Here is a 14,229-nt window from a genome sequence, read left to right as displayed (position 1 = left end):
ATTATTTATGCACATACACGAATACCAAGCTAAAACATTATTTAGATGTAGAGACATTCAAATTCCCAAAGGTATTCTTATTGATAATACCACCAAGATCAACGACGTTTGCAAGGCTTTGGGGGGTGATGTTTGGGTCGTTAAAGCTCAAATCCATGCAGGGGGACGCGGCAAGGGTGGTGGTGTTATTTTCTGCCATAGTATTGAAAAAGTTGAACGTGTATGTAATCAATTATTAGGCTCGAAACTTATCACGCCACAAACAGATGCTAAAGGATTGCCAGTGGGTCAGTTATTAATTGAAGCGAAACAAAATATTGAACGTGAATTATATCTTAGTTTGTTGATTGATAGGCAAACACACAAAATTACTGTTTTGAGCTCTACTAAGGGCGGCATGGATATTGAAAAAGTTGCCAGTAAAACGCCTGATAAAATTATTAAATTTGGCATTGATCCACTGGGCAGTTTATCTGTGCAAGATTGCACCTTTTTGGCAAAAAAACTAGGGTTTAATACTGAACTCACCAAACAATTTAACAATACTCTTTTGAGCTTGTATGAAATTTTTACTCAAAAAGATGTCAATTTGATTGAAATTAATCCACTTATTATTACTCAAGAAAATAAATTATTAGCACTTGATGGCAAGATTGATTTTGATGATAATGCGCTGTATCGCCATAAAGATATCGCCAAATTGCGTGATATTTCACAAGAAGATGAAAAAGAAAGACTTGCCAGTGAATATCAACTTAACTACATTTTGTTTGATGGTAATATTGGTTGCATGGTGAATGGCGCAGGATTGGCAATGGCAACAATGGATTTAATTGAGCATTTTGGTGGCTCGCCTGCTAATTTTTTAGATGTGGGTGGTGGAACAACTGCTGATAGGGTTGCTAAAGCTTTTGAACTAATTCAAACTGAGACAAATGTTAAAAGTATTTTGGTGAATATTTTTGGTGGTATTGTGCACTGTGATTTAATCGCACAAGGTATATTACAAGCCATAAAAACAGTTGGCCTGACTCTGCCAATTGTAGTGCGTTTGGAAGGCACTAATGCTCCAGAAGGATTAAATCTACTTAATAAGTCTAAATTTAATATTCATGTAGAATCTGATTTAACTAAAGCCGCTATAAAAATTGTGAAGCTGACTAAATGAGCGTTCTAATTGATAAAAATACACGAGTAATCACCCAAGGCTTTACAGGCAAACAAGGCACATTCCACTCCGAACAATCTATTACCTATGGTACACAATTTGTCGGTGGCGTAACACCAAACAAAGGTGGGCAAAAGCACCTAAATTTTCCTGTTTTTAACACAGTAGCAGAGGCGATGAATGCAACAAATGCTAATGCAAGCATGATTTACGTACCACCTCAATTTGCTTATGTCTCAATACTTGAAGCTATTGAAGCACAAATGCCCGTGATTGTTTGCATTACCGAAGGTATTCCTATACAAGATATGCTTAAAATTAAAGCTATATTAAAAACATCAGATTCAATTTTAATTGGTCCTAACTGCCCAGGAGTCATTACACCCGATGAATGCAAATTAGGTATTATGCCTGGTAACATTCACCAAAATGGCAGTGTTGGCGTCATATCACGCTCAGGTACACTCACTTACGAAGCCGTACATCAAACCACTCAGTCTGGACTTGGACAAAGCACCTGCATTGGTATTGGCGGCGACCCTATTCAAGGAATGAGTTTTGTTGATTGCCTAGCCCTATTTGAAATGGACCCACAAACCCAGTCTATTATTATGGTGGGTGAAATTGGTGGTTCAGCTGAAGAGGAAGCGGCAGAATACATCCAATCTAACGTATCCAAACCTGTGGTATCTTATATTGCAGGGCTGAGTGCGCCAAAAGGTAAACGTATGGGACATGCAGGTGCAGTTATTAATGCTAGCACTGGTAAAGCCATCGATAAAATCAACGCCTTAAAAAAAGTCGGTGTCGCAATTGCTCCAACGCCTGCAACTATGGGCAAAACCTTACTTGAAATATTGGCATGAAAAACCCCATTGTTGTATTAGGTATTGGTGAGTTAGGAAGTGTTTTCTCTCGTGCCTTTTTAAAAAATAATTACCCTGTTTACCCCATCACAAGACAAACCAATATTGATAAGTTGGTAAATACTATAAGCCCAGAATTTATCTTAGTTTGCACAGCAGAAGCTGATTTACAAAATGCACTTCAATCTATTCCTAAACAGTGGAAAGATAGGGTTGTTATGATGCAAAATGAACTCCTGCCTCGTGATTGGCAAACACACAACTTTATAAATTCCACTGTGATTTCAGTCTGGTTTGAAAAAAAGAAAGGCATGGATTCTAAAGTATTAATTTCATCCCCTACCTATGGAAAAAAAGCACAAATCCTAATTGATTCTTTAGCTTTGATTGATATTCCCGCCCATACGCTTAACTCTGAAAAAATGCTATTATTTGAATTAGTTTTAAAAAATCTCTACATTCTAACCACCAACATTGCAGGGATAGCCATTGAAAAAGGCGCAACGGTTAATGACTTACACAATCAATATTTAAACTTAATGCGTGATGTATCAAGCGATGTATTAAAACTTCAAAGCGCACTCACAGGTAAATCTTTTAATGAAAGAGATTTAGAGCAAGGCATGATTAAGGCCTTTGAAGGTGATTTGACACACAATTGTATGGGCAGATCTGCACCTGCAAGATTAAAGCGTGCACTTGAATTGGCAAAAGTATTTAATTTATCTGTACCAACACTAGAAAAAATTGAAAGCAAATATTTTTAACTGCCGTCTTGGTAAAAATCTTTCCAATTTTTTTTCTAAAGCTAGCAAACTAAAATCTCGAACCTCGAACTTTTTCTAAAAATTTTTGTTCCATAAAAAATACTTGAACCACAAGGAGAGAATACGTCATGTTGTACACAAATGATTTATGATTGTTCACAATCAACATAAGCTAAACTAGGGATTAATTGTTGGATTTCATTAGAAAAATTAGCCTTAATTTGTAGCTTGATAATTTGGTAAAAGTAATTTCTATAGGTTCAATCTCTAGGATGATTAACTTATTTTAATAAATCATTTTTTTACAGAAGCATCATACACCTATAAGAGAAAAATCGATATTTTTGATTAATGGCATGTTGATAAATATCCATCATTTGTGTACGTTCTATAAAGACATTTACTAGTACTTTAATGTTGTCAGTTTTGACAGGAATAAGTGCACCTGGCACCTACATTAACATGAAGTGTAACAAATGATTAATCAATGCTTTATTTTTTAAAGAATTTAAAAGTTCATTATAAAAATATAGCCATAAAGTTGAAGTTACTACTGCGCTATTTTAGGATACGATAGAGGTTTAAATCTTGGGCTTTATCTACTCTTTCGATAAATGGATTAGATATGAATATTATAAAATAAATCAAGTAAAAAATTTGTTTCAAATATTAGCGTATAAAACTGTTGTTCTTTTGCTAAAATTTAATGTGAATGCCATATTTTTTCTAAAATAATATAACTATCGACTTTAGACACTTTGCTGGTTCTAATCATTACCAATCCTAGATTTTCATCTAAAAGGCATTCAATTCATTACTTTTACACCAAACCAAATAAGCATGCTAGAATAACTTCGGTATTATTCATTAATCTGTTTTATTTTTGTGTGAATTTTTGGCGATAAGAGAAACGAACAAATCAAAACCCTTTAATTGCATGGTGTTTTGCTAAGTAAGCAAGGCTCGTTTAGTAATTCTAAAACTTGATAAGTAGCCGTAACGATAGCACGAGGGGTAATAGTTGCGCCAGTAAACGCATCAAATACACCCCCGTCTCGTTTCACTTTCCAATTTTCCATGCTTGGATTTGAAAGCGAAAGCCCAAAAAATTGCTCAATCCAATTTGATTTTTTGAGTTCAATTTTATCGCCCAAGCCTGGAGTTTCTTTATGTATTATAACACGAACACCTAGGAGTTTTTTGTCAACACCAACGCCTGTTAATAGACGGATATCACCATTATATCCATTTGGGTAGGTGTGTTCAATTAAATAGGAAAATATTTTATGATTCTTTTTTGCTGGATAAATATTAACAACTTGTGTTACATTATGTAATTTAAGCGTTTTAGTGTATTGATCTGCCAATATATCATTACTATAATCACTAACTAACTCACCCAAACGTTGAATTAATAATTGCTTTTCATTATAAGTAATCACATCTTTGGTGTTAGTTTGTGTAAGTGAGACAAAAAATACACTCACCACCGTAAATACAAACAACAAAGCTCCTGATTTTAAAATAGCATGTAACATTATCGTCCAAACACCTTGGGTTGCGTAAAGCTATCAATAAGTGGTACAGTCATGTTTATTAATAATACCGCAAAGGCGACACCATCAGGATAGCCGCCAAAAGTACGGATGATAACAATTAACACGCCTATCAAAAAGCCATAAATTATTCTGCCTTTAGGTGTGGTGCTGGCAGACACTGGATCGGTTGCAATAAAAAATGCGCCTAACATCGTACCACCAAGCATAAGATGATTCTGAGTGGGCAAGTATAAATCAGTATTGCCAACAAACAATAATATTGAACTAATTACAATGCCTACTAAAAAAGCCACTGGAATTTGCCAAAAAATAACTTTTTTTAAAAATAAATACAAACCACCAAATAAAAACCCTACATTAATCCATGCTTGAGAGGGTGAATGTAATTCCAATTGTTGAATTGAGCCTACGAGTGACAAACCGTTTTTTACCTCATCCAATTTTGTTGCACCACTAATTACATCAATATTGCTTAAATCAAATATCACTTTTAAAGCTTGAGTAAAACTTAAAAAATCAACCTGCCAAGTGCTCATTTGTAGCGGATAAGAAATCAATAAAAATACGTAGCCTAGCATGGCAGGATTAAATAAATTATTACCCAACCCGCCATACAACTGCTTACCAAAAATAATCGCAAAACTCACACCCATCACAATCACCCACCATGGTGCAATACTAGGAATAGAAATGGCTAGTAAAATTCCTGTGAGTACTGCCGAGCCATCACTAATTGAGTTGATAATATCACGATTTCTAAGTGCTATAAATACTGATTCAACTACAATAGCTGTTACCGCTCCCAGCGCTATTTGCAACAAAATACCCCAACCAAAGAAATAATAAGCTACCATCACACCTAATACTAAAGCATAAATTACTTGACGCATCATCCATGAAGTTGAACTAAATATTGGTGTCATCATTTTTTATTCTTTGTTTGTTGTACTCGCTGCACTGCCTCAGCAATTTTTTGTTTTTGAGACTGATCTTTTACCATTTTTTCTTTTAAGGCTTTTTTTTTATCTACCATCATTTGAGCACGCTCAAGCTTATTGCGCTCTAGACGATATTCCCTAAACTCAAATCTTTCTCTAGCAATGTTAATTCTATCCTGTTCACGAGTTTGTTGTTTGTTAAGTGTCTTAGCAAAAGAAAAATAGTTTGCTAGTGATATGTGGCTTGGACATACATAATCACAACAAGCACACTCAATACAGTCAGCTAAATTATAATTTAAAGCTTTCTCAATATTCTCACTCTTAGTATGCCAATAAAGTTGCTGAGGAAGTAGTTTCACAGGACAAACTTCTGAACATTTACCACAACGAATACATTCTTGAATGGCGGGCTTTTGTATATGATTACTCACAAAAATAGCATTGGTAATTTTACAAATAGGGGCTTGGATATCAGTCACATCAACACCCATCATCATACCTCCCATACGATAATCATGCGCTTTTTGACTAGGGCTGGCTATTGAAATAAGGCTTTCAAACGACGCACCCAAGCGCACCTCAAAATTATTAGGTTTAACACCACTACCTGTAACAGTAACAATACGTGATACTAATGGTTTATGATCAACTACTGCATCAAATACCGCTTTAGTAGTGGCTACGTTTTGGCAAACAATACCCTTATCTACAGCAAAACCTCCTGTTGAAATTTCAACACCAAGTAAAGCCTTAATTAGTAGTTTTTCAGCACCAGAGGTGTATTTAGTTGAAATTTGATTAATACTAATTCTGTCATTATGATTAAACATTAATAATGCTTGATAAGCTACTTGTTTATCATCCTCAATGGCAATAATCGCACGCTCTGCGCCACAAATATATAGCAAAATTTCAACACCACGAATAATTTCTCTTGGATAAAACTGCATCAAAGCATTATCACACATAACCCCTGGTTCACACTCAGTACCGTTAATAATTAAGGTATGACATTGTTTAATTTTACCCAGTTTAACGTGCGTTGGAAAGCCTGCACCACCCAAACCCACAATGCCTGATTTTTGAATACAATCAATCATGGTCTGTACTGGAGAATGCAAAAAATCAACACCGCAGCCTTCATTATCTATCCATTTGTCTTTATCATCAGATTCAATAGTAATACACTCAAATTTAACCCCTGATTTATGCGATATCACTTGCTTATCAATACTTAAAACTACACCAGAGATTGAAGCATGAATAAACACACCAAAACTGCCTTCAGCACTGGCAATTACCTGCCCAGTAAGCACATAATCACCAACACTCACGCAAGGCTTAGCATGCTCACCAATACACTGTTGCAATGATATGATTACTTTTTTTGGTAATGGTGCTTGGATAATCTCCATTTTATCCACTGGATAAGGATTCCTAATCACAATACCGCCATTAAATGAATAATCATCCATGTTTAACCTTGAATATATTGGATACAGTTATTTCTTGTACGTGAATACAATCAACAGGACACACAGGGATGCACAAATCACACCCTGTGCATTCATCAATAATCACTTGGGTCATCATCTTAGAAGCACCCAAAAATGCATCAACAGGACAGACCTGAATACACAAAGTACAGCCAATACAAACAGCCTCATCAACAAATACCACATGATTAGGCTTAAGCTCACCATGTTCGGCATTTAATACCAAAGTTTCAACCCCTAAAAGCTCTGCCAGAGCATCAGCGCCTTCTTGACCACCTGGTGGGCATTGATTAATTTTCGCCTCACCAATAGAAATTGCTTGTGCATAAGGACGACATCCAGGATAATCGCATTGGCCGCATTGGGTTTGCGGCAAAATTGCATCTATCTGGTCAACCAAAGGATTGGTCTTTAGTTTAAATTTAATCCCAGCATACCCCAGTATCGAACCCAATATTAATGTCAAAATAGAAAGAATTAAGACAGAATCAAACAACTCAGACAAGTCCAATAAAGCCCATAAACGCCATTGACATCAATCCTGCCGTAATCAGCGCAACAGGCGTGCCTTTAAAAGCTTCTGGAACATCTACCACATCAATCCGTTCACGCATGGCTGAAAACAACACCAACACAAATGAAAATCCAATAGCAGCCCCAAAACCATAAACGCCCGATGCTAAAAATCCATTATCTTGATTAACATTTAACAATGCCACACCTAGAACGGCACAGTTAGTCGTAATCAAGGGCAAAAATACACCTAAAGACTGATGTAAAATGGGGGATGTTTTATTAACTACCAATTCAGTAAACCCAACCACACCAGCAATAGTCACGATAAAAGAAATGGTTCTTAGATATTCTATTTCAAATGGAAGCAAAATATAAGTGTTGATTAAATAACTAAAAATACTCGCCAAAGTTAGTACAAAAGTCGTAGCAAAGCCCATACCAATTGCAGTATCAATCTTTTTTGAAACCCCCATAAACGGACACAAGCCCAAAAACTTAACCAAGACAAAATTATTAACCAAAATCGTACTCACTAAGATTAAGACATACTCATTCATAATAAATCACACAAAGCATGACGAATACCATCTAATTCACCACTTATTATATTATTAATCTTAGCACTCACCCTGACCTTTGATAAAGAACGGATTTCATAAATACAAACATCTGAACCTTTTTTGAGTTTGCTGTCTTTTTACTAAAAAACGATAAGGCCGATTATTCTTAATCACTAAGCTTGAAAGCGGGACACAATCACAACAATTATAAATAGCGCCAGATCCTGATTGTCACTTAAAATAACGGTAAATCTTAATTTTTCAATTTCATCCATTTACGTAAGTTCAAAATTAACTTTGAACTTACTAGACACAAAATAGTCAATTTTCTAATTCTTTACTATTATTAATCACTAGTTAGTTTGGAAAAAATCAAATCGACTCACGCATACCTACCATGTTCGCCTGAATCATTACATTCTCCTATTTTATCAAATCACTTATGAATATTATAATGCAATATTAAAATTACATAACTACTTTTCCCAGTGCTTAAATAAATCGTCATTCTCTATAATTATTTGGTGTAATTTAAGCCCAATAATATGTCCAACCGCAGTTATTCTGCCAATCAATCATCACGCTAAATGCTACAAAAGATAACAAAAGTGAACACTAAATATAGTGCCAAACCACTTACTTAATAGGCTTAAACAAAGTCAATGAAGAGAAAAATAACAAATCAAAAACAATCTAAAAATAACTCCGTATTAGAAAAACCATACTCTTAATTATTTAGCCTATCCAACGACGATCCAACGTCTTGCCCGCTTGGGTACACAATACATGCATATAAATCATCGTTATTTGTATATCGCTTGCCTTATAAATATTGCTAATATCCGTGCCTATTTACAATAAGTACGTAGCAAACGAATACCTAAATATGTATACTGATACTTTTTTTAATCGCCACTTTAATGGCTTTGCTCATTGCTAAGCAATCAATATGATAGCGCCTATCAAACCCGCCTCCTCTGGGTCAGTTGCAATATTTCTATTAGAAAATACATATTGGTTCATTCACATCTAGTATAGTTGGGAATATGATTCTCAAAACAGAAAAAACCACATAACAAAGTGTTAAACTACACCTTATGTACTCAAAAATTAAAGAACTAAAAATCCTAACTCCTATCCCTATATTCCATACCTATCATTGTATCTGTATAATTCTTGTCAAGAATAATATTAACATCTAACCAATAAATACCCTTAATACAGCTAAATAAAAGATTCCTTAGGTCATTTATCTAATAATAAGTAAACCCATATTTAAGGCGAAATTTTTAAGTAACCTACAAAAAGTTTGATTCTATTGTGAGTGCTGCGTAAGGCAAAAGAAAAACAGGTAAATGGATAAATAAATCACAGACTGGTTAATGTCAGTGATTATGGTATTTTAGTGATTGTTAATCAATATAACCCGCTGACAAAGCTTAACTTGTGGAATATGATTGAAGATAGAGTAAAAGTTTTCTTACTACCGAATTTTAAACCAGAATGTAACTTAACTGTTACAGTTAATAATTCGCTTAAAGAAGAGTAATAGTAGATTACAATGAATTATTTGATATTGGAAATGAATTTTTTATTAATTACTAAAACTGTAAAAAGCGTGATAACACAAAAAGACAGTGCCAAATCGTAGAACGTTACTTACTCTTGCTTATCCTAGCCTTACTCAATACAAATATTTATGCTCCGTAATTTACAACAACTCAAGAAAGCCTATATAAAAACGCATTATTCTAAGCATTATAAAATCACCGGATGTAAAATAAACCAAATCAACATTTAATTATTACAAAATAAAAAATAGCGAACTAGTCATTGCTTCTTATGATGACAAAATTTTAATAAAAACTAAAAAGTAACTTTACAGTTATCTTGCTTACAATTAACAAAAAATATTGATAATAAAAAATCGTTCAGGTATTTGCTAGTGTAAATGGAACAAACTTTATTAGTATTTATTGTCATCGTATTATTCACAGTAACGGAGAACTAGTTAGTTATGGCAGTAAATTTTAAGTTAAAAAATACTTGTTAAATTTAGAACAAAATAACAATTCAAGACAAGCCATTTACAAATGATATGCGAATAGATTGTGCTTTTCTATTCTATTTGAAAATATTTGACAATTTTTCAGCACCTTGCTGAGCAATAATTTTATCTTTGGCTTCAACCATCACTCTGATAAGTGGCTCCGTACCTGAAACACGAATTAATACTCGACTCTCATCACCAAGTGTTTGCTCAACTGCAAGTTGAGTTCGTTGTAGTTTAGTATAATTTTTAAGGTTAATTCTTGCTTGAGTTTTGACATTAATTAAAATCTGTGGATACTTTTCCATTGATTGCTTTAACTTAGCAAGGCTGGATTGGCTTTTTACGAGCACCTCCAATACTTGCAAGGCAGAAATAATACCATCACCAGAGGTGGTTTTATTCAAGCATATAATATGTCCTGAACCTTCGCCACCTAATATTGAACCACTTTTTTGCATTTTTTCCATCACAAATCGATCACCCACGTCAGCTTCGATAAATTTAATGTCTAAATCTCTTAGTGCGTGATGCATACCTAAGTTACTCATTTTTGTACCGACCACTGTATTATTAACTAACCTACCTTGAGATTGCCAAGCCTTGGCGATAATAAATACTAGCTCATCGCCATCAACTAACTCACCATTTTCATCAATCATAATTAATCGGTCACCATCACCATCAAAGGCAATGCCCAAATCTGCCTTTGACTCTAATACGACTTGTTGCAAATATTTAGTGTCAGTTGCACCACAATGCTCATTAATATTAAAACCATCTGGCGTATTATTAATGATATTAATATTCGCACCCAGTTCTGAAAACACGCTTTGGGCAATATGATAAGTAGCACCATTTGCACAATCAATAACGATATTAAGACCTAAAAGACTTTGTGTTCTATCAAAAGTTGATTTACAAAATTCTATATAACGCCCAAGTGGTTGTTCATACCTATAGGCTTTACCAATTTTATCAGCACCTACGCTGATCATGGTTTCGGCTAATTTTTTCTCAATTTCGCTTTGATATTGACTGCTTAATTTAAGACCTTTAGCCGAAAAAAACTTAACACCATTGTCTTGAAAATTATTATGTGAAGCGCTAATTACCACACCAGCACTGGCATTATAAGTTTGTGTTAGGTAAGCAACTGCAGGTGTTGGCATCGGACCTAGTAAACCAACATCAACACCAGCAGATAAAAAACCCGCCTCAAGTGCAGATTCAAATAAATAGCCAGATACACGAGTATCTTTACCAATAATGACACTAGCTTTAGCTCGTTTAGCTAGTACTGAGCCAACTGCCCAACCTAATTTTAAGAAAAAATCAGCGGTAATAGGTTCAACACCCACCTTGCCACGCATACCATCAGTGCCAAAATAATTATCCAATTTACTATCCTGCTACGCTTTGTAAAACCTTAAATGCATCTTTAGTTTCTAAAACATCATGAACACGTACAATATCTGCACCGTTTTGAGATGCTATTATAGCGGTTGTTACACTACCAATCACTCTTCCATTTATGTTTCTACTATTAAGCATACTACCAACCATTGACTTGCGTGACATACCAACCAAAATCCTCAAACCAAAACTTTTAAACTCGTCAAGGCTTCGTAGGATTTCAAGATTATGATTGAATGTTTTACCAAAACCAAAACCTGGGTCTAGAATAATCTTATTTTGGTTAATACCAGCATTAATACAAGCCTCAACTCTTTGATCAAAAAAGTATTTGATTTCATCGATGACATTTATATAAACAGGATTGTTTTGCATTGTTTTAGAATTACCTTGCATGTGCATAAGGCATACGTCCTTACCAGTTGATGCCGCCACTTCAAGGGATGATTTGGCCTGCAAAGCACGTACATCATTAATCATACTTGCCCCTGCCTCAATGGCAAGTTGCATAATTTTTGCTTTTGCAGTGTCAATGGAAATTGGCACACTGATTAGCTTAGATAATACTTTAATGACAGGAATAACACGGCTGGCTTCGTCATCAGTTGACACTTTCGGTGCATTTGGTCTGCTTGATTCGCCACCAATATCAATCATATCAGCACCCTGCTCAATCATTAATTGAGCTTGATTGATGGCTTTGTCAATAGCAAGATATTGACCACCATCTGAAAAAGAATCTGGCGTTATATTAAGCACACCCATAATCATTGCATTAGTAGACTGCATCGTTACCTAGTAGGGTATGTTCAAAAACAGAAAAAATAAAATTAAGCGACTTGTTCGGTAGTACCTCCACTTAATGGTTTTTCATCAGAATCTTTATTGCCATTATTCAGCTCAACACCAGAACCTAACTCTATAGAAGCAACATCAGAGTCAACAATCACGGCTGATTCACGTATTGGTTTTCTATCCATCAAATCGTCAATTTGTTCTTTATCAATAGTTTCAAACTCTATTAAGGCTTTGCTCATTTCGATTAAAATATCTTTATTATCTTTTAGAATCTTTGAAGCCATTTGATAATTGCTGTCAATAATTTTACGAATTTCAACATCAATAACTTTGAAGGTATCTTCTGAAACATGCTTATGTTTAGTAACTTGTCGACCTAAAAACACTTCGCCCTCTTCTTCACCATACGCTAAAGGCCCTAGCGTCTCAGACATGCCCCATTGTTTCACCATCTTATGTGCAATTTCTGTTACACGTTCAATGTCATTACTTGCGCCAGTGGTTACGTTATCTGTGCCGTAAATCAACTCTTCTGCAATACGTCCACCAAAAAGTGAGGCTACTTGAGAATTTAATTTACGCTTAGAAATGCTATAACTGTCTTTTTCTGGCAAAAACATCGTCACACCTAACGCCCTTCCCCTTGGGATAATACTTACTTTATACACAGGATCATGCTCAGGTACCAACCGACCTACAATGGCGTGGCCCGCTTCATGATAAGCGATCATTTCTTTTTCAGTTTCATCCATTGCCATAGATTTACGTTCAGAACCCATCATAATTTTATCTTTTGCTTTTTCAAACTCTTGCATGCCGACCAATTTTTTACCTTTACCTGCTGCAATTAACGCAGCTTCATTGGTCAAGTTGGCAAGGTCTGCACCAGAAAACCCTGGCGTGCCTTTGGCAATATTGATTGATTTAACATTTTTTGCAATGGGTAATTTACGCATGTGGATTTTTAAAATCGCATCACGACCATTAATATCAGGCAAATCTACCATAACTTGACGATCAAAACGGCCTGGCCTTAATAAAGCAGGATCTAGCACGTCTGGTCTATTGGTTGCAGCAATCACAATCACGCCTTCAGAGCCTTCAAAACCATCCATTTCAACCAACATTTGGTTTAGCGTTTGCTCACGTTCATCATGACCGCCGCCCATGCCAGCACCACGTTGACGACCAACGGCATCAATTTCATCGATAAAGATAATACAAGGTGCATTTTTCTTTGCCTGTTCAAACATGTCACGTACACGCGATGCGCCGACACCAACAAACATTTCTACAAAATCAGAACCTGAAATAAAGAAAAATGGCACATCAGCTTCACCCGCAATTGCCTTAGCTAATAAAGTTTTTCCTGTACCTGGAGGGCCTACCAAAAGTACACCTTTAGGAATTTTTCCACCTACTTTAGTGAATTTGCCAGGGTTGGACAAGAAATCTACCAATTCACTCACATCGTCTTTAGCCTCATCAACACCTGCCACATCATCAAAAGTAGTGTCAGATTCATCCTTAGTAATCAAGCGTGCCTTGGATTTACCAAAACTCATTGGATTTTTCCCACCCATTGCGCCACCAGCACCCTTCATGGTGTAAAGAACAACACCAATTAATAATAAAATTGGCGCTAAGGAAATGATTAATTGCTTAAAAAATCCGTCTTTTTCAGGCGGTTTAGCAACCACATTAACGCCGTTGTTCAATAAATCGCCCATCAAGCCTAAATCACCCGGACTATAAGTTGAAAATTGTTCACCACCAACACCTACGCCAGTAATATTACTACCAGCAATCGTTACTTGGGATACATCACCTTGGTTAACACTTTGAATAAACTGAGAATAGGTAATGTCGTCTTTTTGATCACCCACTTGGAACTGACTAAAAATCGAAGTAAGGACACTGCCTAAAACCAACCAAAGTAATAAATTCTTAAACATAATGTAAAAAATATTGCAAAAAACAAGAGGGTTAATTATACCCTATTGTGCACTCATATATGGTCTGATGTCATTTTTTCAAGGTTTATCTACAAATAAATTCAAATTCTGTCATAATTATCATCTTAATTAATAGA

At 35.3% G+C, this 14,229-nt stretch carries 12 protein-coding genes; 3 read left to right on the top strand and 9 right to left on the bottom strand.

Annotated elements, in window-relative coordinates; all coding sequences use genetic code 11:
- Positions 1–7 precede the first annotated feature (7 nt).
- Genes sucC through RMAG_RS00770 form a run of 3 tightly spaced genes read left to right on the top strand, consistent with a single transcriptional unit; the run spans position 8 to position 2,801 of the window.
- On the top strand, positions 8–1,168 hold the full coding sequence (gene sucC / locus RMAG_RS00780) for an ADP-forming succinate--CoA ligase subunit beta (protein ID WP_011737566.1): 1,161 nt from the start codon (positions 8–10) through the stop codon (positions 1,166–1,168).
- Entirely contained in the window at positions 1,165–2,034 is an 870-nt protein-coding gene (sucD, locus tag RMAG_RS00775) for a succinate--CoA ligase subunit alpha (protein ID WP_011737565.1), read from the top strand. Before sucC ends, sucD begins: the two co-directional genes overlap by 4 nt.
- Entirely contained in the window at positions 2,031–2,801 is a 771-nt protein-coding gene (locus tag RMAG_RS00770) for a hypothetical protein (protein WP_011737564.1), read from the top strand. The genes sucD and RMAG_RS00770 overlap by 4 nt, the downstream gene beginning before the upstream one ends.
- Positions 2,802–3,103: 302 nt before the next feature.
- Here the strand turns inward: RMAG_RS00770 and RMAG_RS06215 are convergent, their stop codons facing one another.
- From RMAG_RS06215 to ftsH, 9 genes are all read right to left on the bottom strand, one after another.
- Positions 3,104–3,253: an S-adenosylmethionine:tRNA ribosyltransferase-isomerase gene (locus tag RMAG_RS06215; protein WP_148196277.1), complete on the bottom strand. Its 150-nt coding sequence runs from the start codon at positions 3,251–3,253 to the stop codon at positions 3,104–3,106.
- A gap of 477 nt (positions 3,254–3,730) precedes the next feature.
- Positions 3,731–4,339 (bottom strand): electron transport complex subunit RsxG, encoded by a 609-nt coding sequence (gene rsxG / locus RMAG_RS00765; RefSeq protein ID WP_011737563.1) that lies wholly within the window; start codon positions 4,337–4,339, stop codon positions 3,731–3,733.
- A complete protein-coding gene (locus RMAG_RS00760; RefSeq protein WP_024792041.1) occupies positions 4,339–5,283 on the bottom strand; it encodes an RnfABCDGE type electron transport complex subunit D in 945 nt (314 codons plus the stop codon). Before RMAG_RS00760 ends, rsxG begins: the two co-directional genes overlap by 1 nt.
- Entirely contained in the window at positions 5,283–6,776 is a 1,494-nt protein-coding gene (gene rsxC / locus RMAG_RS00755) for an electron transport complex subunit RsxC (RefSeq protein WP_011737561.1), read from the bottom strand. Before rsxC ends, RMAG_RS00760 begins: the two co-directional genes overlap by 1 nt.
- Positions 6,769–7,293: an electron transport complex subunit RsxB gene (gene rsxB / locus RMAG_RS00750; protein WP_024792042.1), complete on the bottom strand. Its 525-nt coding sequence runs from the start codon at positions 7,291–7,293 to the stop codon at positions 6,769–6,771. The genes rsxC and rsxB overlap by 8 nt, the downstream gene beginning before the upstream one ends.
- A gap of 1 nt (position 7,294) precedes the next feature.
- Complete coding sequence (gene rsxA, locus RMAG_RS00745) at positions 7,295–7,870, bottom strand: electron transport complex subunit RsxA (RefSeq protein ID WP_011737559.1); 576 nt, start codon at positions 7,868–7,870, stop codon at positions 7,295–7,297.
- Positions 7,871–9,997: 2,127 nt separating this feature from the next.
- A complete protein-coding gene (gene glmM, locus RMAG_RS00740) occupies positions 9,998–11,323 on the bottom strand; it encodes a phosphoglucosamine mutase (RefSeq protein WP_011737558.1) in 1,326 nt (441 codons plus the stop codon).
- Positions 11,324–11,327: 4 nt separating this feature from the next.
- A complete protein-coding gene (gene folP / locus RMAG_RS00735) occupies positions 11,328–12,128 on the bottom strand; it encodes a dihydropteroate synthase (RefSeq protein ID WP_011737557.1) in 801 nt (266 codons plus the stop codon).
- A 41-nt stretch (positions 12,129–12,169) separates the two neighbouring features.
- Positions 12,170–14,092 (bottom strand): ATP-dependent zinc metalloprotease FtsH, encoded by a 1,923-nt coding sequence (gene ftsH, locus RMAG_RS00730; protein WP_011737556.1) that lies wholly within the window; start codon positions 14,090–14,092, stop codon positions 12,170–12,172.
- Positions 14,093–14,229 lie beyond the last annotated feature (137 nt).

It is taken from the genome of Candidatus Ruthia magnifica str. Cm (Calyptogena magnifica) (assembly GCF_000015105.1).
GTDB lineage: Bacteria > Pseudomonadota > Gammaproteobacteria > PS1 > Pseudothioglobaceae > Ruthia > Ruthia magnifica.
The sequence above is the reverse complement of the archived record's forward strand: the minus strand, read 5'-3'. Positions and strand labels throughout refer to the sequence as shown.

Excerpts from the sequence above, each read along its gene's own strand:
- sucC (WP_011737566.1), top strand. The coding sequence starts at position 8 with ATGCACATACACGAATACCAAGCTAAAACATTATTTAGATGTAGAGAC.
- sucD (WP_011737565.1), top strand. The coding sequence starts at position 1,165 with ATGAGCGTTCTAATTGATAAAAATACACGAGTAATCACCCAAGGCTTT.
- RMAG_RS00770 (WP_011737564.1), top strand. The coding sequence starts at position 2,031 with ATGAAAAACCCCATTGTTGTATTAGGTATTGGTGAGTTAGGAAGTGTT.
- rsxG (WP_011737563.1), bottom strand. The coding sequence starts at position 4,339 with ATGTTACATGCTATTTTAAAATCAGGAGCTTTGTTGTTTGTATTTACG.
- RMAG_RS00760 (WP_024792041.1), bottom strand. The coding sequence starts at position 5,283 with ATGACACCAATATTTAGTTCAACTTCATGGATGATGCGTCAAGTAATT.
- rsxC (WP_011737561.1), bottom strand. The coding sequence starts at position 6,776 with ATGGATGATTATTCATTTAATGGCGGTATTGTGATTAGGAATCCTTAT.
- rsxA (WP_011737559.1), bottom strand. The coding sequence starts at position 7,870 with ATGAATGAGTATGTCTTAATCTTAGTGAGTACGATTTTGGTTAATAAT.
- folP (WP_011737557.1), bottom strand. The coding sequence starts at position 12,128 with ATGCAGTCTACTAATGCAATGATTATGGGTGTGCTTAATATAACGCCA.
- ftsH (WP_011737556.1), bottom strand. The coding sequence starts at position 14,092 with ATGTTTAAGAATTTATTACTTTGGTTGGTTTTAGGCAGTGTCCTTACT.